Source organism: Elioraea sp. (genome assembly GCF_051860475.1).
Classification (GTDB): Bacteria; Pseudomonadota; Alphaproteobacteria; order Acetobacterales; family Acetobacteraceae; genus Elioraea.
Genome location: NZ_JBHYDW010000018.1, coordinates 1 through 20,787, shown reverse-complemented (window position 1 = coordinate 20,787; position 20,787 = coordinate 1). Strand labels below are relative to the sequence as shown.

The 20,787-nt window shown below is 70.9% G+C and carries 15 protein-coding genes, 1 tRNA gene and 2 rRNA genes; 6 read left to right on the top strand and 12 right to left on the bottom strand.

Features of this window, described 5'->3' with window-relative positions:
• Nucleotides 1–8: 8 nt before the first annotated feature.
• From ACTIFU_RS05600 to ACTIFU_RS05585, 4 genes are all read right to left on the bottom strand, one after another.
• A complete protein-coding gene (locus tag ACTIFU_RS05600) occupies nucleotides 9–956 on the bottom strand; it encodes a dihydrodipicolinate synthase family protein (RefSeq protein ID WP_439577306.1) in 948 nt (315 codons plus the stop codon).
• On the bottom strand, nucleotides 953–1,852 hold the full coding sequence (locus ACTIFU_RS05595; protein ID WP_439577305.1) for an IclR family transcriptional regulator: 900 nt from the start codon (nucleotides 1,850–1,852) through the stop codon (nucleotides 953–955). Before ACTIFU_RS05595 ends, ACTIFU_RS05600 begins: the two co-directional genes overlap by 4 nt.
• Before the next feature lie 449 nt (nucleotides 1,853–2,301).
• Entirely contained in the window at nucleotides 2,302–2,715 is a 414-nt protein-coding gene (locus tag ACTIFU_RS05590; RefSeq protein ID WP_439577304.1) for a nuclear transport factor 2 family protein, read from the bottom strand.
• A gap of 173 nt (nucleotides 2,716–2,888) precedes the next feature.
• Nucleotides 2,889–3,548: a TIGR04283 family arsenosugar biosynthesis glycosyltransferase gene (locus ACTIFU_RS05585; protein ID WP_439577303.1), complete on the bottom strand. Its 660-nt coding sequence runs from the start codon at nucleotides 3,546–3,548 to the stop codon at nucleotides 2,889–2,891.
• A gap of 126 nt (nucleotides 3,549–3,674) precedes the next feature.
• On the opposite strand from ACTIFU_RS05585, the gene ACTIFU_RS05580 reads away from it, so the two are divergent.
• Entirely contained in the window at nucleotides 3,675–4,817 is a 1,143-nt protein-coding gene (locus ACTIFU_RS05580; RefSeq protein ID WP_439577302.1) for a PA0069 family radical SAM protein, read from the top strand.
• A gap of 424 nt (nucleotides 4,818–5,241) precedes the next feature.
• Here the strand turns inward: ACTIFU_RS05580 and ACTIFU_RS05575 are convergent, their stop codons facing one another.
• Nucleotides 5,242–6,864 carry a winged helix-turn-helix domain-containing tetratricopeptide repeat protein gene (locus tag ACTIFU_RS05575; RefSeq protein WP_439577301.1) on the bottom strand — a complete coding sequence of 541 codons (1,623 nt, stop codon included), beginning with the start codon at nucleotides 6,862–6,864 and terminating at the stop codon, nucleotides 5,242–5,244.
• A gap of 304 nt (nucleotides 6,865–7,168) precedes the next feature.
• Between ACTIFU_RS05575 and ACTIFU_RS05570 the strand changes: the two genes are divergently transcribed.
• Nucleotides 7,169–7,360, top strand: a complete 192-nt coding sequence (locus ACTIFU_RS05570; protein WP_439577300.1) for a DUF1127 domain-containing protein — start codon at nucleotides 7,169–7,171, stop codon at nucleotides 7,358–7,360.
• Between the two features lie 41 nt (nucleotides 7,361–7,401).
• Nucleotides 7,402–8,382, top strand: a complete 981-nt coding sequence (locus ACTIFU_RS05565) for an EamA family transporter (RefSeq protein ID WP_439577299.1) — start codon at nucleotides 7,402–7,404, stop codon at nucleotides 8,380–8,382.
• Here the strand turns inward: ACTIFU_RS05565 and ACTIFU_RS05560 are convergent.
• From ACTIFU_RS05560 to ACTIFU_RS05545, 4 genes are read right to left on the bottom strand one after another with little or no spacing between them, the layout of a single operon-like run.
• Nucleotides 8,358–9,866 (bottom strand): amidohydrolase family protein, encoded by a 1,509-nt coding sequence (locus tag ACTIFU_RS05560; RefSeq protein WP_439577298.1) that lies wholly within the window; start codon nucleotides 9,864–9,866, stop codon nucleotides 8,358–8,360. The genes ACTIFU_RS05565 and ACTIFU_RS05560 overlap by 25 nt on opposite strands.
• 14 nt (nucleotides 9,867–9,880) lie before the next feature.
• Nucleotides 9,881–10,732 (bottom strand): ABC transporter permease, encoded by an 852-nt coding sequence (locus ACTIFU_RS05555; RefSeq protein WP_439577297.1) that lies wholly within the window; start codon nucleotides 10,730–10,732, stop codon nucleotides 9,881–9,883.
• Entirely contained in the window at nucleotides 10,662–11,432 is a 771-nt protein-coding gene (locus tag ACTIFU_RS05550) for an ABC transporter ATP-binding protein (RefSeq protein WP_439577296.1), read from the bottom strand. The genes ACTIFU_RS05555 and ACTIFU_RS05550 overlap by 71 nt, the downstream gene beginning before the upstream one ends.
• Nucleotides 11,429–12,412 (bottom strand): ABC transporter substrate-binding protein, encoded by a 984-nt coding sequence (locus ACTIFU_RS05545; RefSeq protein WP_439577295.1) that lies wholly within the window; start codon nucleotides 12,410–12,412, stop codon nucleotides 11,429–11,431. The genes ACTIFU_RS05550 and ACTIFU_RS05545 overlap by 4 nt, the downstream gene beginning before the upstream one ends.
• Nucleotides 12,413–12,819: 407 nt before the next feature.
• Between ACTIFU_RS05545 and ACTIFU_RS05540 the strand changes: the two genes are divergently transcribed.
• The 3 genes from ACTIFU_RS05540 (at nucleotide 12,820) to ACTIFU_RS05530 (ending at nucleotide 19,967) form a co-directional block, all read left to right on the top strand.
• The gene (locus ACTIFU_RS05540) at nucleotides 12,820–17,271 is read left to right on the top strand and encodes a PAS domain S-box protein (RefSeq protein ID WP_439577294.1); all 4,452 of its coding nucleotides are present in this window, start codon (nucleotides 12,820–12,822) and stop codon (nucleotides 17,269–17,271) included.
• 76 nt (nucleotides 17,272–17,347) lie between these two features.
• Entirely contained in the window at nucleotides 17,348–18,418 is a 1,071-nt protein-coding gene (locus ACTIFU_RS05535) for a mandelate racemase/muconate lactonizing enzyme family protein (RefSeq protein ID WP_439577293.1), read from the top strand.
• A gap of 151 nt (nucleotides 18,419–18,569) precedes the next feature.
• Nucleotides 18,570–19,967, top strand: a complete 1,398-nt coding sequence (locus ACTIFU_RS05530; RefSeq protein ID WP_439577292.1) for a M20/M25/M40 family metallo-hydrolase — start codon at nucleotides 18,570–18,572, stop codon at nucleotides 19,965–19,967.
• Between the two features lie 56 nt (nucleotides 19,968–20,023).
• Here the strand turns inward: ACTIFU_RS05530 and ACTIFU_RS05525 are convergent.
• The 3 genes from ACTIFU_RS05525 to ACTIFU_RS05515 form a co-directional block, all read right to left on the bottom strand.
• Nucleotides 20,024–20,100 (bottom strand) — tRNA-Met (locus ACTIFU_RS05525).
• Between the two features lie 51 nt (nucleotides 20,101–20,151).
• Nucleotides 20,152–20,266 (bottom strand): 5S ribosomal RNA (gene rrf, locus ACTIFU_RS05520).
• Between the two features lie 141 nt (nucleotides 20,267–20,407).
• Nucleotides 20,408–20,787: ribosomal RNA gene (locus ACTIFU_RS05515) — 23S ribosomal RNA — on the bottom strand; the annotation flags it as partial.

Genomic DNA, 20,787 nt, shown 5'->3' with positions numbered 1-20,787 from the left:
CGGTGGTTCTACGCGGCAGCCGCGCGCGCGAGCACGCCAGCCGCATCCAGTGCGGCGCGGATCGTCTCGATCTCGGCTGCGTTCGGTGCGTGGGTGGGCGGACGCACCGTGTCGTTGCGCAGGATCCCGGCGAGCTTCATCGCCGTCTTCATCCGCGCATGCGCCTCGCCGGTGGGCTCGCCGCCGCCATAGACGGCGTCCTTCACCGGATCGATCAGCGCCTGCACCGCCATCGCGCGCTTGAGGTCGCCCGCCTTCACCGCCGCGAGCAGGTCGTGGATCAGCCCGGGGATCAGCGAGGCGAAGCCGACCAGCGCGCCGTCGATCCCCTGCACCATCGAGGCGAGCAGATACTCGTCATGGCAGGTGAGCAGCGCGCAGGACGGATCGGCCGCGCGGATCGCCTTGAGGTCGGCGGCGTACTTGTTCATCTCGCGCGTGCCGATCTTGAAGGCGTGCACGAAGGGCAGGCGCGCCAGCTCGGCAAGCAGCGACGAGGGGAACGACGCCTTGGTCCAGGCGGGATAGACATGGACGATCAGGCCGAGCCCGGTCGCCTCGCCGATCGCGGTGAAGTAGTCGATCACCTGGTCCGGGCGGAAGCCGAAGCGGAGCCAGTGATGCGGCGGCATGATGTCGAGCGCCTGCGCGCCCGCCTCTCTCGCCGCCACCGCCTGCTCGACCGCGTCCCGGATCCCTTCGCAGACGATCGAGGAGATCACCGGGCAGATCCCCCGCGTCGCCTCGGCGGCGATGCGCGTCACCTCGATGCGCTCGCGCGGGGTGAGCGAGAACACCTCGCCGGTGTGCCCGTTGGTCATCAGCGCGACGATACCGGGCTGGCGGCCGAGCCAGCGGGCGAAGCGGGCGAGTTCATCCGCGTCGATCGCGTGGTCGTCGCGGAACGGGCAGGCGATCGCCGGAACGATTCCGTGATAGTCGAGGCGCGTCGTCATGGGTGGTGTCTCCTGTCCCGGTTCGTGTCGGCAAGGGTGGGGTGCTGCGGCGCGGCGGTGCCACCGGCGGCCTCAAGCCCGCGCGACAGCGCGCGCGCGGCGGCGATCAGGGGCGGGCCGGCCTGGCGCAGATAGTCCTCGGCGGTCATGCGCAGCGCCGGGGCGGCGACGCTGATGCCGCCCAAGGGTACCCCGTCGGCGTCGAGCAGCGGGCAGGCGAGCACGCGCAGTCCCGGCACGGTCTCCTGGTCGGAGAAGGCGATACCGTCTTCGCGCACGCGCTCGAGGATCGCGAGCAGCGCGTCGCGGTCGGTGACGGTCGCCTCGGTCAGCCTCTCGCGCGGGCGCGCATCGAGCACGGCGATCTGCGTCTCGCGCGGCAGATAGGCAAGGATCGCGCGGCCGATCGCGGAGGAATAGACGGGCACGCGGCTGCCGATGCGCACATCGACGCCGAGCCGCGCGATGCCGGCCTGGATGCGCTCGATGTAGACGACATCCACGCCGTCGAGCACGCCGATCGAGGCAGCCTCGTTCACCGCGCCGACGAGGTCACGCAGGATCGGTCGTGCCTGCAGGCGCAGATCCGCGCGCGCGATCGCGTTGAAGCCGAGATCGAGGCAGCGCAGCGTCAGGCGGAAGCGCCGCGTGCCGGGCACGCGCGCGACATAGCCGAGCATCACCAGCGTGTTGAGGAAGCGGAAGGCGGTCGCGTTGTCGACGCCGGCTTCGCGCGCGACCTCGGCGAGCGTTAGTTCGTCGCGCTCGGCGGTGAATGCGTGCAGGACGGCGAAGCCCTTGGCGAGCGAGCGGACGAGGTTCTTCTCGGCCGGATCGGCGACCGGGGCGGTGTCGTCTTTCGCGAAGTTCGGAATACGAACTTTTGTTTGCGACATGCGGGCGGATACGCCCGCCCGCGGATGGCGTCAAGCGGATTCGTTCTGGGCCCGCTGCTCAGTACAGCCGGGCGAGCACCCGTGGCGGCACGCCGGCGAACCAGAGCGACAGGATCACGAGATTGCGCGCCGAGCGGCGCAGATGGCCGTCGCGGCGGTAGCGCGCGGAGTTGAGCGCGTCTCGATACGGCTCACGCAGGCCGGAGTCTCCTCCGGCTGCGGTGGTCCGTGCCTAGCGCGCCTCGCCCTCCCAAGCCAGCATCGGCCGTCGCCTCAGGGAGCGTGCGTGCGGCGCGCAGCGGCGGCGATGAGGGCGGGCGGCGGCTTCTGCGTTTCGGCAGCGCGGGGGGCGGTATCGCGTGATCCGCGGCAGACCCGTTCCGCCGTCATCCTCCGGCGCGGAGTCAGGGCGCCGCGGAAAGGCCTCTCCGCCCAGGTGGGCCGGGATCTCAGGCCCAGCCAAGCTCCTTCAGCGCGTAGCCGTCGTTCCACACCTTGGTCATGTGGCTGATCCTCCCGCCGGCAAGGGTCATCACGTAGACATAGTCGGTGCGGGTGGTCTTGCCGGTGGGCGCGATCGGGCCGCCGGCGAGGTGCGTGCCGATGAAGGTCGCGCAGGCAGCGACCGTGTTCCGGTCGGGGTCGTGGGCGAAGCATTTCAGGTCGTAGTGGCCGTCGGTCAGCACGCCCATGATGCCCTTCATCCAGTCGGCATAGGCGCTGAGGGACTTCACCTCGGCCAGCGCCCAGGCCTGGGCGGAGAAGGTGGCGTCGGGCGTGCAGTGGGCCTTGCAGCCCTCCCAGCCCGCGCCGGCTTCGCAGGCCTCGAAGAATGCCCGGGCGGCGGTGAGGTCCGAGATCATGGCGGGTCTCCTTTGCGATGTCCGGAGTGAGCATAGGCCGTTTCTGCCCAACAACGTCACGAATTTGGCAATGCGCCGACACGCCCCGCGCGGGGTTGGGGTATCGGATGACGACCCCTCATTCTCCTCCGCCCCCTGCGGCGTGCGCTGCCGGACGAGCAGCCGTCGCGCGCTCAGTACAGCCGCGCGAGGACCCGTGGCGGCACGCCGGCGAACCAGAGCGACAGGATCGCGAGGTTGCGCGCCGAGCGGCGCAGATAGCCGTCGCGGCGGTAGCGCGCAGCGGACGTGACCGCCTCGGCGTCGAGCGGCCGCAGTCGCGCGCGGCCGATGCGGCGCACCAGATCGACGTCCTCCATCAGCGGCAGGGGCCGGACGCCGCCCACCGTGTCGAGCAACGCGCGCGAGATCAGCAGGCCCTGGTCGCCATAGGGCAGGGCGAGCACCCGGCAGCGCCAGGCGACGGCGCGCTCCAGCCGGCGCGCGGCAGGGGCACCGTCGTCGATGCGGAAACGGAAATAGCCGGCGCTGTCCGGGGTCGTCGCGACATGCGCCGCGACGGCGTCGGCCCACCCCTCGCCGAGCCGCGTATCGGCATGGAGCAGCAGCAGCCATGGCGCGGAGGCCGCAGCCACGCCGGTCGCGAGCTGAGCGCCCCGCCCGCGCGGTGCGACCATCATCTGGCAGCCGCGCACGACGGCCAGTTCGGCTGTGCCGTCGCCGGATCCGGCGTCCACAACGATCACTTCACGGGGCCGGCTTCCGAGCGCGTCGAGCGTCGCGGGCAGTGTCGCAGCTGCGTTCAGCGTCGGAATGACGACGGAGAGGTGCATGTGGGACGCAAGCCTGCCCGATCGCCCGTCGCTGGGCCATTGCCATGCCGTGTCACATTGTTCTTGTTTTGTTCTTGACGACTCCATCGGCGGCGATGCACCATCCCTGGCAACGGAGGGATCGCGATGGACGACCTGGCGCTGGCCGACTGGCCCGACACCGACGTTGCTGCCGAACCGCCGGCGCTCGCCTCCGGCCCGCGCAAGGGCCGCGGCGCGATCGCCAATCCTGGCTGCCGCTTCGACCGCACACGGTCCGAGCTGCTTGATGACGGCTGGGGAACCGTGGCCGAGGACCTTGCCGATCCGCCGCCGATCGAGACCACGCTGACGCGCGACGCGACGCGCAGCATCATCGCCTGGAACGACAGCCCGGATATCGGCTTCGACCGCGCCGTGAACCCCTATCGCGGCTGCGAGCACGGCTGCGTCTACTGCTATGCGCGGCCGAGCCACGCCTATCTGGGGCTGTCGCCCGGCCTCGACTTCGAGACCAAGCTGCTGTTCAAGCCCGAGGCAGCGACGTTGCTCGCGAAGGAGATCGGCAAGCCCGGCTATGTGCCGCGGCCGATCGCGCTCGGGTCGAACACCGATCCCTATCAGCCAGTGGAACGGCAGCTCCGCATCACGCGCGCGATCCTCGAAGTGCTGGCCGAGGCCGCGCATCCCTGCACGATCGTGACGAAATCGGCGCTGGTGCTGCGCGACCTCGACCTTCTCACCGGGATGGCGTCGCGGCGGCTGGTGCGGGTCTGCGTCTCGGTGACGACGCTGGACCGGCGGCTTGCGCGCGTGATGGAGCCGCGCGCGGCCCCACCGGCGCGCCGGCTGCAGGCGATCGAGGCGCTCGCGCGCGCCGGCGTGCCGACGGGCGTGCTGGCCGCGCCGATGATCCCGGGCCTGAACGATGCGGAGATGGAAGCGATTCTGGCGGCCGCGTCACGCGCCGGCGCGACCGCCGGCGGCTATGTGCTGCTGCGTCTGCCGCACGAGCTGCGCGCCCTGTTCACCGAATGGCTCCAGGCGCACTACCCGGAGAGGGCGGCGCATGTGCTGTCGTTGATCCGCCAGACACGCGCCGGCGCGCTGAACGATGCCCGCTTCGGCAGCCGGTTCAGCGGCGTCGGTGTCTATGCCGATATGCTGGCGAAGCGCTTCGCCATCGCGGCGCGACGGTTCGGGCTCGATGAGCCGATGGCGGGGCTGGACTGCACGCGCTTCGTACCGCCCAGACGGCACGCGGAGGAGCGGCAACTCGCGCTGCTGTAGGACAATGCCGGCCGCGACCAGCGGGAGCGGCCCTCAGCTGCAGGGGGGTTTTGGGGGGACGAGCGTCGTCCCCCCACTGGTCTCTTGCGGAGGCCAAGGACAGGGCTTCTGGTGGCTTCGCAGGCCCACAAGGGCCAGCTCTGCAGGCGCCGCACCCGCAATCCCATGGCTGCGCCAACCACCCGGAACTCCAGGATATCTCCAGAGAACCTCAACACTGCCGCCAAGCCGGCGGCGGCGGCCTCGGCCATGATCCGTCCACACCCCGCCGCCCCGGCAGGGCCGGACCGAAAGGACACTGACCATGAGCAGCCACAAGGCCGTCGCCGTCTCCGCGCAGCGCTGGGTCGGCCCCGAGCTCTTCAAGCACCTGGCGGGCAAGGCGCTCGCCGATGCCGCCAAGCGCAAGGCCGCGTGATACCACTCAGCCCAACTGCCGCGCCTTCTCTCGCTCCGTCGCGGTGGGCGGCCCCTCCGGAACGCCCGCCCGCCGCAACCCCTCGAGGCAGCGTTCGATCAGTGCGGCATCGCCGCAGAAGAAGAAGTCCGACCGCGTGGTCGTGAGCGTATAGCCCGGTTGACGCCGCATCAGCTCCGCCAGCACCGGTGGGGTCTCCGATGCCCGCCCCATCAGCCCCAGCGCCGAGCCCAGCACCACGAACGGCCAGTGCTTCGCATTCGGCAGCCGCGTGCCCTTGCGTGCGAACGCCGCAGCCGCCTCGTCCTCCGCGAGCGCGAGATGGGCAAGCGCGCGCATCGCATAGACGCTCGACAGATGCGGATCGCGCGGACTGAGCTCGGCCGCCCGCTCGAAATGCGCCAGCGCCTCCTCCGCCCGGCCGCAGCAGGTCAGGGTGAAGCCGAGTGCGAAATAGCCCTGGGCGAAGCTGGGATTCAGCGTGATCGACTGCTCGAGCAGCTCGATCGCCTCGTCGTACGCGTGCAGGAAGCAGTGCACGCGGCCGAGCACGCAGAGGTTCATGCTGTCCTGGTTGTCGAGCGCGACCGCGATCTGCCCCTGCTCCAGCGCCTCGCGCAGCAGCCGCTTCCGGTCGCCCGGATCGCCGAGCACCGAACTCTGGAGGTGCACGTAGGAGAGCGCCCCGTGTGCACGCGCGAATCCCGGATCGAGGTCGATGGCGCGGCGGAACATCGCCTCCGCCTCCGCCATGCCGGGCGTCGTGAAGCCCCAGAGGTGATAGAGGCCGCGCTGGTAGCAGTCCCACGCGTTCAGGTCCGCTGGCGGACGGCGCGCCGCCGCCTCGCGCTCGATCCGTGCGAGCTCCGGCTCCACCACGGCGGCGATCTGCTGCGCCATCGCCGCCTGGATCGCGAAGATGTCGGACAGCACGAAATCGTAGGAGTCCGACCAGAGCTGGCGGGAGGTCTCGGCCGAGACCAGATCGGCGGTGATGCGCACCCGCTCGCCGCGCTTGGTCACGCTGCCCTGCACGATGTAGCGCACGCCGAGGGTGGCGCCGATCTCGCGCGGCTGCATCCCCGGCGCATCGAGCCCCGCCGCGGAATGCCGGCTCAGCACGTCCATCCAGCGATTGCGCGCGAGCATGCGCACGACATCCTCGGTCAGGCCGTAGCTGAAGTAGTCGGTGTCGGGGTCCTGGCTGAGGTTGCGGAACGGCAGCACCACGATCGAGGGGCGGCAGCACGTATCCAGTGGCGGCACGATCGCCGCCGGCGGTCGCGGCGGCGCGGCTGCTTCCGCAGCCGGTGCGGCCGTACGCTCCTCGACCTCGCCGACGAAGCGGAAGCCGCGCTTGTGGATGGTCTTGATCAGTGCCTGGCGGTTGCCGTCATCGCCCACCGCCTTGCGCGCGGCATTGATCCGGCTCGACAGGGCCGCCTCGGAGACGAAGCGGCCCTGCCAGATCGTCTCGAACAGCTCGTCCTTGCTGACCACGCGGTCGCGGTTGCGCACGAGATGCACCAGCAGATCGAACACCTGCGGCTCGACATGCACGATCTCGTCGCCGCGGCGCAGCTCGTGCCTGTCCAGGTCGACCTCGTACCCGGCGAAGGCCAGGTGCATGCGGGATGCCTCCTCGACATCGGCGCCGCCCCGCGAGGCTGACACCAAACGCCGCGGCTCAGTCTGCGACGCGGCGGCCCGGCAATGGCTGATCCATTATGGACGTGAAGCGTCCGCGCGCTCAAGGCTCGCGCCCTGGCCGTCCGGGGCGATCGCCCTGCCTGACCGTCGGGCGAAATCACCACGAAATCTCAAGCCCGGCTCAAGCGCCTCGCCAAGCGCGCAATCGCCCGTGCGGGCAGAACCTGGACCACCGGCCGGATGGGTCGGCGACCCACGGTTCCACCGTACAGGAGTGACCACCATGACCACCAAGACCCCCGGCCCCCGCGCCACGACGCTCGGCCGGTCGTTGATCGGCCAGATCGCCACCTGGCGTGCCCGCTCGACCGCGCGCCGCGAGCTGATCGCGATGGACGAGCGGATGCTGAAGGACATCGGCCTGAGCCCCTCCGTGGCCTACGCCGAGGCCGCGAAACCGTTCTGGCGGGGCTGACGCGCGTCGCCTGCCAGACCCGACCCGGAACGGATTTCACCATGAGCATCTCCATCGCCCTCCCCGCGCCCGTGCGGCTCGCCGCGCCCGAGAGGCTCATCGCCCTCGCGCGCCGGCGACGCCGCGGGCTGGCGATCGGCATCGGCGCGGCCCTTGCCGCGGCGGCGATCTGGGGCGCGGCCCTCGCCATGACGCGGCTCGGCGTGTCCGGCTCCGGCACGCTTGCCCCGCTCGACATCGCGGCACTGCGCTTCCTCGGGCCCACGCTTGCGCTGCTGCCCGTGCTCCTGCGCGCGCTGCCGAAGCTGCGCCGGATCGACCCGCTGCTGCTGCTCGGGCTGTTCGTCGGCGGCGGCACGCCCTTCGTGCTGGTGGTCAGCTCGGGACTGCAGACCGCTGGTGCTGCCGAAGCGGGTGCGCTGCTGCCCGGCACGGTGCCGCTGTCGGTCGCAGTACTCTCGGCCCTGCTCGGCGAGCGCTTCGGACGGGCGCGGCTGGTCGGGCTCGGCCTGATCGCGCTCGCGGTCGCGGTGCTGGTCGGGCCGGCGATCATCGGCGCGGCCGGCGTGTCCTGGCTCGGCTATGCGCTGCTGCTCGCGGCCTCCGCGCTCTGCGCGATCTACATCCATGCGCTGCGCCGCGCCGGGCTCGGCCCGCTTGAGGTCGTGGCGTTCGTCAGCACCGCCTCGGCGGTGAGCCTGGCGCCGGTCTATCTCGCCGGCCTGGGCGAGGGCCTGTTCGCTGCGCCCTGGCAGGCGATCGTCGTGCACGGCCTCTATCAGAGCGTGGCCTCCGGGCTGATCGCGCCGGCTGCCTTCGCGATTGCGGTCGCGCGACTGGGCGGACCGCAGGCGGCGGCATTCGGCAGCCTGAGCCCGGCGGCAGCCACGCTCACCGGCGTCGTGCTGCTCGGCGAAGTGCCCGATGCGGCCGCGCTGGTTGCGGTCGTTGCCTCCGGGCTCGGCGTTGCGCTGGTCAATCTTGGCGTGGGTCGTCCTCAGCCGGGCGCGTCACAGAGATAGCGGCGCAGGTGGTAGGGCTGCGCCGCGAGCGCGGGGCAGAACGATGCCACCACCGGCTCGAGGCGCTGGTAGAGATCGCGCCATTCCGCGTTCAGCGCCTCCAGCCGCTCGCGCGCGGCCTCCGCTTCCAGCGCAAGCTTTGCGAGATCGAGGGTGAGCAGCTGCCCGTCCTTCACCACGAACCGGCCGCCGATCATCACGTGGCGCACAGAGGTGCCGTCCTCGGTGTGCACGAGCTGGTTGACTGACCAGTTGTGCGGGATCCAGTTCACGCTCGCGAGGTCGAGGAACACGATGTCGGCCTTCTTCCCCGGCGCGATCGCGCCGATATCGGCGAAGCCGAGCGCGCGCGCAGAGCCTTCGGTCGCAGCCTCATACACCTCCTCCACGCTCGCCCAGGCGCGCGGATCGGGCGTCTGCACCTTCGACAGCATCGAGGCGTAGCGCATCGCCTCGTACATGTTCTGGTTGTCCGAGCAGTTCGCGCCGTCCGTGCCGATGCCCACCGTGACGCCGAGATCGCGCGCCGCCCGGAAGCGGAACATGCCGTTGCCAAGCCGCATGTTGCTGCCCGGGTTGTGCGCGAGCGCGCCGCCCCGGTCGCGCACGATCCTCAGGTCGTCGTCGTCGAGCCAGATCGCGTGCGCCGCGGTGAAGCGCTCGTCGATCAGGCCGAGCGCGTCCATGTGCGCGATCAGCGTCTTGCCGTAGCGCTTGATGCCCGTGATCGCCTGCACCTTGCTCTCGCCGACATGGGAGTGCAGCCCCACGCCATGCTCGCGCGCGAGGTCGCGGCAGGCGCACATGAAGCCGTCGGAGCAGTGATGTGGGATGGTGGGCGCGACCGCGGCGCGGATGTCCCTGCCGGCCCAGCGCCAGTGCTTGAGCACGCCCCGCATGGCATCGAGCGCGCGCTCCCAGGCGGGCAGGCGCAGCCGGTCGACCTGCGACTGGAGCTCCGCCGGCAGCGCGTCGTAGAGGCCGGGGATCGCCTCGTACACCGTGCGGTCGGCCACCATGGGTGCGACGACCGCGCGCATGCCGATCCCGGCATAGGCCTCGGCCACTGCGTCGAGCCCCTCGGCGGTCGGCAGCGGGAACTCGAAATAGAGGTCGTAGGCGGCGGTGCAGCCCTTCAGCACCATCTCGGCGGCGACGATCTGCGTGGTGAGCTTCTTGTCGGCGAGCGCGCGGTTGCCGCCGATCCAGGGTGCGGCCGCGAGCAGCAGTTCGAGCGTCCACTTGTCGCCCTGCCCGCGCGCGAGCCCGCCATGGCCGTGGGTGTGCGCGTTGATCAGGCCGGGATGGATCAGGAACCCGCCGGCGTCGACGATGCGCGCGCCCTCGGGTACGGCGAGACCGGCGCCGACCGCGCGGATCATGCCGTCCTCGATCAGCACGTCCGTCGGTTCCGCGCGGCGCTTCGCGGGATCGGCGAGGCGCGCGCCGCGGATCAGCGTCGCGCCGGGTTCGGTCTCGGCCATTGTGGTTCCTTCGCTCAGGCGGCGGGGGTGGCGGCGTGCTCGGCGCCGGACGACCAGGGGAACAGCACTCGTTCCAGGAGGGACACGGTCTGGAACAGCACGATCCCCATGATCGCGAGGATCACCACTGCGCTGAAGGCGAGCGGGGTGCGGAAGAACGCCATCGAGGTCTGGATCAGGTAGCCGAGCCCGGCATCGGCGCCGACGAACTCGGCGACCACCGCGCCGACCACCGAGAGCGCGGCCGCCACCTTCAGCCCGCCGAACACGAACGGCACGGCGAAGGGCAGGCGGATGCGCACCAGCTCCTGGAGCTTGCCCGCACGGCAGGCGCGGCCGAGCTCGATCAGCTCCGGCGGGGTCGCGAGCAGCCCCGCGACCGTGCCGACCACCAGCGGAAAGAACGCGACCAGGAAGGTGACAATGATGCGCGGGAACTCGTTCGCGCCGAGGGCGACGATCAGGATCGGCGCGAGCGCCACCTTGGGGATCGACTGCGTCACCACCAGCAGCGGATAGATCGCCGCCGAGATCGCCGGCGAGGCGGCGATCAGCATCGCCAGCGGCAGGCTGATCGCCACCGAGGCGCCGAAGCCGAGCAGCACGGTGGTGAGGGTGGCGAGCGTGTGATCCAGCACGGTGGGCCAGATCGCGATCGTCGCCGACCAGATCGCGGACGGCGCCGGCAGGATGAACTCGCGGATGCCGAACAGATGGACCGAGGCTTCCCAGACCGCGAACAGGCCGATCACCGCCAGCCACGCGGGCAGCGACGGCTTGAGCCGGGCGATCAGGTCACGCCGCGCGGGCGTTCCGTTCGCCGAAGATGTGGGAGCGGATGCGGCGTGTGCAGCGCTGGAACTCATCGGAGCCCTCCTGCTCGAAGGAACGGGGCCGGGGCAGATCGACCGCGATCACGTCCACCACGCGGCCCGGGCGCGGCGACATGACGATCACACGGTCCGCCAGCAGCACCGCCTCGGGGATCGAGTGGGTGACGAACAGCACGGCCATCCGCCGCGCGGCCCACAGGCGCAGCAGCTCGAGCGACATCTCCTCGCGCGTGAGCGCATCGAGCGCGCCGAACGGCTCGTCCATCAGCAGCACCTGCGGCTGCTGCAAGAGCGCGCGGCAGATCGCCACGCGCTGCTGCATCCCGCCCGAGAGCTCGCGCGGCAGCCGCGCCTCGAACCCGGCAAGCCCTGCCGTCGCCAGCAGCGCACGCGCCTCGTCCTCGGTGTCGGGTGCGGTGCGGTGCATCAGCCGGAGCGGAAACGTGACGTTGCGCAGCACGTCCGCCCAGGGCAGCAGCGTCGGCGCCTGGAACACCATCGCGGTCTCGGCGCGCGGCGCGGTGACCTCGCTGCCGGCCAGCACCACGCGGCCGTCGGTTGGCGGCACCAGCCCCGCGACCAGGCGCAGCAGCGTGGATTTGCCGCAGCCCGAGGCGCCGACGATCGCGACGAACTCCCCGTCCGCCACCGCGAGCGAGACGTCGCGCAGCGCCTCGACCGCCGCTCCGTCGCGCCCGCGGAAGGTCTTGTGGACCCGCTCGATCCGGATCACGGCAGAAGGCTGAGATCGACCGCCTGCGCAGCGCTCCAGGCGGGATCGATCCCCTGCGACGCGGCGACCTGCGTCCAGGTGAACGCCATGCGCTCGGGATCGTGCCGGCCGAACCCGGTCTTCTGCGAATGGTCGTTGAACACGTAGGACATCGTCGCCCGCAGCGAGCCCATGCAGTCGTCGAGCTCGACCTCGCGGTTGCGCTGCACGTGCAGACGGCACGCCTGCTCGCGGTTCGCGTTCGCCCAGGTGAAGGCGTCGGTCGCGCCGCGCAGGAAGCGCCGCACCAGATCGGGGTTCTGCGCGATGATCTGGTCGGTGGTGACCAGCCCCGTGGCATAGATCGCGAACCCGGTCTCGACGAACGGCAGCACGACGATCTCCTCGCCCGCGCGCTGCGCCGCCTTGTTCTGGTAGTAGTGGTGGATCGCGAAGAATGGCGCGGCATCGATCCGCCTCGCGATCAACAGCGCCGCCATGGCCGAGGCATCCGTGTTCACCCATTGGATGCGGTCGGGATCGGTGCCGGCGCGGCGCGCCACCTCGGGGAAGTAGAGCCGGTGCGAGTTGCCCGGTGTGATGCCGATCCGCTTGCCCTCGAGGCCGCGGAAGTTCGTGATGCCGGAGGATTTCAGCACGAACAGCGAGTGCGGCGAGTGGGTATAGATCTGCATGATCAGCTTCACCGGCGTGTTCTGCCGCGCGCGCGAGGCCAGCACCGCACTGATGTCGGCCACGCCGAAGGGGGCCGCGCCGGCGGCGACCTTCTGCACCGTGTCGCCCGAGCCATAGCCGCGCGTCAGCGAGATCTCGATCCCGTGCTCGCGCCACGCACCGCGCTCGGCGCCGGAGAAGTAGGCGGCGTGCTCTCCGGTGGGGATCCAGTCGAGCTGCAGCAGCACCCGGTCCTGCGCGTGCGCCGGATGGGCCGTCGCCATCGCCAGCAGCAGCACGCCAGCGCCGATCGCCTGTCGCGTCATCGTCGCATCTCCCTGTTGTTCGTCCTGCCGTGAGCCCCGGCTTCCGAAGGGCATGAAACGCCAGCACGACGCCCGGCGCAACCCGAACCCCGCCGGTCCCGCCGCAGCCAACGCACACGAAACGACTAGCGCGGACGTGAGCGCAGCATTGCGGAAAAGTATCCTATGATTCGTCACCGCGGCGGAGCGGCCCGCCATTCCCCGCCCACCGCCGCGCCCCCACGTGAAGCCGCGCTCCGGGCGCGCGCGAAGGGACAGGTCACCGCGATTCCTCAGCCCTCCCCCGCCGCACACTGCTGGACCGACCGCCGGCTGCTTCGCCAAGCCGACCTTGAACGGGCCGGCTCGGCGCGGCCCGCGCAACTGCATCCTTGGCGTCGGGGCGCCGCACGGATTACCGTTGCGTGATGAGAATCTGGACGTCACAACCCGAGATGGCACCCTCGGCGGGCAGAGCGTCCCGGCTGCCGGGAGGGGCTGCGCGCAGCTCAGCACCGCCGCGACGTGACTCTGCCCGCACCGACGACGCGCGGCGGGGTGTCGCGATCGTGTCGCCGGACGGGCGGATCCTGTCGGCGGACCCCACCCTCTGCCGCATCGCCGGCCGCGCCGCGGTCGCACTGGTCGGCCGCGACCTCGCGACGCTGCTCGCGCCCAACGGCCGGGCGAGCTGGCGCGCCGCGCTTGACGCCTTCGCCGCTGGACGACGCGGCGCCGCCACGATCGACACCCGGCTCAGCGCCAGCGGGCCATGCCTGCGCCGCGTGCGGCTGACCGTCTCGGCGCGCCGCGACGAGGCAGGTGTGCTCACCGCGCTGGAAGCGAGCGTCGAGGACATGACCGCACAGTCGCGCGGGACACCGGAGCGCCAGGGCGCGGCGACCCGCGCGCGCGGGCGCGGCGGCGGTGCAGCGGAGGCCGCGCGGCTCGGCGCGCAGATCGCGGCGATGCCAGACCTCTATCTGATGCTGGACGCCGACGACGCCTACACGATTCTCGGCGCCTCGGATGCCTACCTGCACGCGACCATGACGCGGCGCGAGGAGATCGTCGGTCGCCGCCTGTTCGAAGTGTTCCCCGACCCGCCGGACGAGCCCGGCGCGGACGGCGTCCGCAACCTCGGCGCCTCGCTGGCCCGCGTGCGCGCCACCGCGCGCACCGATCGGATGGCGGTGCAGCGCTACCCGATCCGCCGGCCGGAGGCGGCCGGCGGCGGGTTCGAGGAACGGTACTGGGAGCCGCTCAACGTGCCGGTCCTCGGGCCCGACGGCACCGTCGACTGCATCATCCACCGGGTGGTGGACGTCACGGATCGCCTGGTCGGCGACGGGGCGCTCAGCCGTGCCGAAGGTCTGCTGCGCATCGCCGGACGGATCGCGCGCATCGGCGGCTGGAGCGTGGAGATCGCCACCGGGGCGGTAACCTGGTCGGACGAGGTGCGCGCGATCCACGAGGTCGCGCCGGGGACGGAGATCACGCTCGAGCAGGCGATCGCATTCCACGCGCCCGAGTACCGCGAGCAGGTGCGCCGTGCGGTTGAGGCATGCGCGACCGAGGGCACGCCCTACGACGAGGAGCGGGAGATCGTGACCACAACGGGCAGCCGACGCTGGGTGCGCGCGATCGGCGAGGCCGTGCGCGACCTGGGCGGGCGGATCGTCCGCCTGCACGGCGCGTTCCAGGACATCACCCCGCTGAAGCGCGCCGAGGCCGAGCGTGGCGCCCTCGCGCAGCGCCTGAACGCTTCGCTCGAGAGCATGTCGGACGCGTTCTTCCTGGTCGATCGCGACTGGCGATTCGTGTTCCTCAATGCGCGGGCGGAACGCGTGCTGCGCCGATCGCGCGCCGAGCTGATCGGGCGGATGATGTGGGATGAGTTCCCCCAGGCGATCGGCACCGTCGCGTACCGCGAGTATCACGCGGCGCTCGCCGAGCAGCAGCCACGCTCCTTCGAGTACTTCTACGCGCCGCTCGAAGCCTGGTTCGACATCAGCGCCTTTCCGGCCGAGGACGGACTTGCGGTCTATTTCCGCGACATCACCGGCAAGCGCGCCGCCGACGAGCAGCTCCGCCTGCTCGAGAAGGCGGTCTCGCGGCTGCAGGACATGGTCGTCATCACCGAGGTCGCGCCGGTCAATCAGCCGAAGCGCCGTATCGTGTTCGTCAATCGCGCCTTCGAGCAGCGCACCGGCTACGCCGCCGCGGAGGTGATCGGGCAGACGCCGCGCATCCTCTATGGCCCGGCGACCGACCGCGCCACGCTCGCCATCATCCAGGCAGCGCTCGCGGCCGGCGAGCCGGTGCATGCCGAGCTGGTCAACTACACCAAGGCGGGCACGCCGTTCTGGATGGAGATGGATCTGGTTCCGATCGCCGACGCGACCGGCAGGCTCACCCACTGGGTGGCGGTGCAGCGCGACATCACGGCGCGCCGGCGCGAGGAGACGCTGCGCGCCACCGAAACGACCGTGCTCGGCCTCGTCGCCGCCGGCGCACCGCTGCCCGAGGTGCTGAGCGTGATCCTGCACACGGTCGAGGAGCTCTCCACCGACGCGATCGCCTCGATCGTTCTGCTCGACGAAGATGGCGTGCACATGCGCACCGGCGCGGCCCCGAGCCTGCCGGAGGCATTCAGCCAGGCGCTGGACGGCGTGAAGATCGGCCCGCGCGCCGGCTCCTGCGGCACGGCCATGCATTGGGGCACGCCGGTCGTGACCGTGGACATCGAGACCGATCCGCTCTGGGACGAGGCCCGACCGCTTGCGCGTGCGCACGGGCTGCGGGCGTGCTGGTCGAGTCCGGTGAAGCAGGCCGATGGGCGGGTGCTGGCCAGCTTTGCACTCTACTGGCGCGAGCAGCGCGCACCGACCGGCAGAGACCACGCACTGATCGCGCGCGTCTCCGGTCTTGCCGCGATCGCGATCGCGCGCAGCAGGACGCTCGAGGCGCTGCGCGCGAGCGAGCAGCGTTTCCAGGCGGTCGCCAGCGCCACCGCGGACGTGGTTTGGGACTGGGATCTCAAGCGCAACCTCATCTGGTGGGGCGAGGGATTCGAGCACGTATTCGGGCACCCGCGCGACAGGCTCTACGCAGGTCCGGACGGGAGGACCAACCACGTCCACCCGGACGACCGTGCACGCGTCATCGCGGGCATCTCGGCCGTGATCGCGCGCAGGGAGCCGTTCTGGCACGACGAGTACCGCTTCATTCACAGCGACGGCAGACTTATCCATGTCGAGGATCGAGGCCGCCTGATCCTCGACGACGATGGCGAGCCGGCCCGCTTCGTCGGCGGCATGCGCGACATTACCGAACGGCTGGAATCGCAGGCGTGGATCGCCGAGCTGCGGCAGCGGCTCGATACGCTGGTCAGCCAGGCCAAGGTTGGCATCCTCGTGCACCATGAGTTCCGGCCGATCCTCGCGAACGAGGAACTCGCGCGCATGCTGGGCTACCGGAGCTCCGAGGAGATCCTCGCCCTCGACGACTGCCTCGCACTGTTCGCCGAGAGCGAGCGCGCGCGGCTTACGGCCTACTACAATGCGCGGCTGGGCGGCGGCGACGCGCCGGGCTTCTTCGCGGTCAAGGGGCGCCGTCGCGACGGGACGGAGCGCGATCTCGAGAACCGCGCGTTCCGCATCGACTGGGGCGGCGTGCGCGCCGTCTGCGCGATGCTCACCGATGTCACCGAGCAGCGCGCGATGGAGGATAGGCTGCTCAAGTCGCAGCGCCTCGAGGCGATGGGCCAGCTGACCGGTGGGATCGCGCACGACTTCAACAATCTGCTGACGATCATCCTCGGCAACGCCGAGATGCTCGCGGAGAGCCTGCCCGATACGCCGCCGCTTCGCCCGCTCGCCGAGATGACGCGCAGCGCAGCCGAGCGTGGCGCGGAGCTGACCAGCCGCCTGCTCGCGTTCGCGCGTCGCCAGGCGCTCGACCCGAAGCCGATCGATGTCGATGCGCTGATCGCCGGGATGGCAACGATGCTCAGGCGCACGCTCGGCGAGCATGTCGAGATCGCGCTCGATCCCGGCGAGCGGGTGCCCGAGGCGCTGGTCGACGCGGGCCAGCTCGAGAACGCGATCCTCAACCTGTGCATCAATGCGCGCGATGCCATGCCGGGCGGCGGTCGGCTCACCATCGAGACGGCACACGTCCATGTCGAGCAGGGCGCGTCGGATGCCGATGGCGAGGTCGTTCCCGGTCCGTACGTCATGGTGGCGGTTTCCGACACCGGCACCGGCATGGCGCCCGAGGTGCTGGCGCGCGTCTTCGATCCGTTCTTCACGACCAAGGACGTCGGCAAGGGCAGCGGGCTCGGGCTCAGCATGGTCTATGGCTTCGTCAAGCAGTCGCACGGTCATGTGCGTATCCAGTCAGCGCCAGGCCGCGGCACGACCGTGCGGCTCTACCTGCCTCGGGCGCCAAGGAGGGTGCGCTCGGCCGACGCAGAGCCGGACCGCGGTCCGGCGCCCCGCGGCCGGGAGACGATCCTGGTGGTGGAGGACGACACACTGGTGCGCCAGCACGTCGTCAGCGCGCTCGAAACGCTCGGCTATCGCGTTCTGGGCGCCGCCAACGGTCCGGAAGCGCTCGAGGTCCTGCGCACCACGGACGATCTCGACCTGCTGTTCACCGATGTCGTGATGCCCGGCGGCATGAATGGCCGTGAGCTTGCCGACGCCGCGCGGGAGCTGCGCCCCAATCTGCCGGTGCTATTCACCTCCGGCTACACCGAGGACGCGATCGTCCACCACGGTCGGCTTGATCCGGGCGTCCAGCTGCTGCGCAAGCCCTATCGCCGCCAGGAGCTCGCCGCGAAGCTGAGGCAGGTGCTGAACGGCCGGACGGATTGAGGCCCGGCCGGCACGTCCGACGGGCGCGGATCGGCCGGCGCTTCCGGCACCGCCAGAAGCGCGCTAGGAACAGCGGATGCGGATCAGCAGGATCACCGCGACCCTGGAGCAGCTCGCTGGACCTGACGCCGCGCGAGGCTATGCGGGGCTCGATGCGCCAGCCTTCGTGCGCTGCCGCGTGGAGGCCGAGGACGGGCTGTCCGGCACCGGTGTGACCGGGCGCTTCCTCGCCGCGCAGGTGGTGTCGCTGCTGGTCGAGGGCTTTGGCGCGGTGCTGCCGGGGGCGGATGGCCGTGAGATCGAGGCGATCCGCCGCCAACTCGCCCAGCGTTTCGCGTCCCGCGGCGCCACCGGGGTGTTCGTCTCGGCGCTCTCGGCGCTCGACATGGCGCTGTGGGACCTCCGCGCGCGCCGGCTGGGCGAGCCGCTCTGGCGTCTGCTCGGGGGCGCGGGGCGCAGCGTGTCCTGCTATGCCACGGTCGGCCTGCCCGGCTACGACCAGGCCGCGCTGGTCGAGGTCTGCCGCGCCGCGATCGCCGAGGGCTATCGCGGCGCGAAGATGCTGGTCGCGGCCGGCGGGCGCGGGGCCGATGAGGATGCCGCCCGCGTGCGGGCGGTGCGCGACGCGATCGGGCCCTCCGCCTGGCTGATGCTCGACGCCAATTGCGGAATGACGGTCGCGGACGCGAAGCGGCTCGCGCTGCTGGTCGCTCACTGCGACATCGCCTGGTTCGAGGAGCCGGTGCACGGCAACGACATCGGCGCGCTCACGGATCTGCGCCGCGCGATCCCGATCCCGATCGCCGCGGGCCAGATGATGCCGTCGCTCGAGTGGTTCCGTGACGCGCTCCGGTGCGGCGCGGTGGACTGGATCCAGCCGAACGCCGCGTTCTGCGGCGGCATTTCCGCGCTGATGCGTGTGCTTGCGCTGGCCGAGGCGCACGGCGTGCCGGTGGCGCATGCGGGCGGATGGGACATCGCCAATGCCGCCGCGCTCGCGGGGCACGCCCATGGCGGCCTGCTCGAGATGCACGGCGCGCAGCACGGGCTGCGGGAGCGCCTCGCCGAGGATCTTGTGCCGGAGCGGGGCGTCATGACGCTGCCGGATCGGGCTGGGATCGGATTCGCGTTCCGCGATCCCGTCTGATACGCGTCGGGCGCGGCCGCCCCACCAACCCCGCGCGCAATACCCTCCGCACAAAGGTGAAGGCTTTGTGCGGAGGATATGATGGACACCGCGTGCCTTCCTCGCCCGCCCCCATCATGCGAGGCTCGACCGCGAGCGGCGGAGGATCAGCATGCCCGGCACACGCCAGCGCGCGATCGAGCGCGCGCACGAGAGTTTCGACAGTGGGCGGTATCTCGCGCATCTGCGCCGGCTCGTCGCGATGCCGACCGAGAGCCAGATGCCGGACCGCTTGCCCGATCTCGTGCGCTACTGCGCCGAGACCCTGCCGGGCGTGCTGGACGGGATGGGCTTCGAGACCGCGGTGCTGGAGAACCCCGAAGCAGGGCGCGGTCCGGCGATGCTGTCGAGCCGCATCGAAGACCCGGCGCTGCCGAGCGTGCTGATCTACGGCCACGGAGATGTCGTGCGGGGACTCGCCGGCAGGTGGCGTGACGGCCGCGATCCGTGGTCGGTCACCGTCGCCGGCGATTTCTGGTTCGGCCGGGGCACGGTCGACAAGAAGGGCCAGCATCTGATCGCGATCGAGGCGCTGCGCGCGGTGCTCGCCGAGCGCGGCCGGCTCGGCTTCAATGCCAAGGTGTTCGTCGAGACCGGCGAGGAGGTCGGCTCGCCGGGCATGCGCGCGCTGCTGCGCCGCGACCACAGCCGGCTCGCCGCGGACGTGTTCATCGGTCTGGACGGGCCACGCCAGACCACCTTCATGCCGGAACTGAAGCTCGGCGCGCGCGGCGGGGTGGCGTTCGACCTGGTGGTGAGGCTGCGCGAGGGCGCACACCACTCGGGCCACTGGGGCGGCGTGCTCGCCGATCCGGGCTTCATCCTCGCCCATGCGCTCGCGACCGTCGTCACGCCGAAGGGACGCATCCGTGTGCCGGGCTGGGTGCCGGCCGAGGTGCCGGCGAGCGTGCGCGACGCCTGCGGGGCGATCGTGTTCGAGGACATCGCTGGCCTTCCCGAGGCCGACCCCGACTGGGGCGAGCCTGGGCTCTCCAAGGCCGAGCGGATCTTCGCCTGGACCTCGGTGATCGTGCTCGCCTTCGTCACCGGCCACCCGGACGCGCCGACCAATGCCGTCCAACCCGAGGCGCGCGCGCGGCTGCAGGTGCGCCATACTGTCGACGTGCCGGGCGAGGGGATCGTGTCGGCGCTGCGCGCGCATCTCGACGCGGAGGGATTCGGCCTGGTCGAGATCGTGCCGGTGATGGAACGCGATGCGTTCCCGCCCGCGCGCACCGACCCCGCCGATCCCTGGGTGACGATGATCGCCGAGTCGATGACGCGGACCGCCGGCGCGGCGCCGAACGTTATCCCGAACTCGTCGGGCTCGAACCCTTCGCGCCTGTTCGCCGAGGAGCTCGGCACGCCGGTGATCTGGGTGCCGAACTCCTATGCCGGCTGCAACCAGCATGGGCCGGACGAGCACGCGCTCGCACCGCTGCTGCGCGAGGGGCTCGGGCTGATGGCCGGGATCTGGTGGGACATCGGCGAGGGTGCTGCACCGCGCTGACGCACACGGGGCGCAGAGACACGAACGCCCGCCGGGCATTGCCTGGCGGGCGCGCGTGGTTGCGGGGACAGGATTTGAACCTGTGACCTTCAGGTTATGAGCCTGACGAGCTACCGGGCTGCTCCACCCCGCGGTGAAGCCTGAGCGTGATGCGATGGTTCCGTGGATGTCCCCGGATTGGAAGACCTGGCAGCGACCGACTCTCCCGCGTCTTAGGACGCAGTACCATGGGCGCTGAGGGTTTTCACGGCCGAGTTCGGGATGGGATCGGGTGTTGGCCCCTCGCCAAAGCCACCAGGTCATCCGATCCGGGGACGCCCCGCTGAGCGGGGCACGTGGGTTCTGCGTGCGATGCAATGAGATGTGCCGGAAGGCCGCGCTTCGTGCTGCGCATGGGCCTGACGGGTTCCCCTTTTTGAGGAGACCCCGTCATGACGCCGGATCACAAGCCGAACGAGCGATTAGTACCGGTTAGCTGAACGCGTTGCCGCGCTTATACATCCGGCCTATCGACGTGGTGGTCTTCCACGGCTCTTCAGGGAGACCTCGTCTTGAGGTGGGTTTCCCGCTTAGATGCTTTCAGCGGTTATCCCGTCCGTACTTGGCTACCCGGCTGTGCCGCTGGCGCGACAACCGGCCCACCAGAGGTACGTCCATCCCGGTCCTCTCGTACTAGGGACAGATCCTCTCAAGTCTCCGACACCCATGGCAGATAGGGACCGAACTGTCTCACGACGTTCTGAACCCAGCTCACGTACCGCTTTAATCGGCGAACAGCCGAACCCTTGGGACCTGCTCCAGCCCCAGGATGCGATGAGCC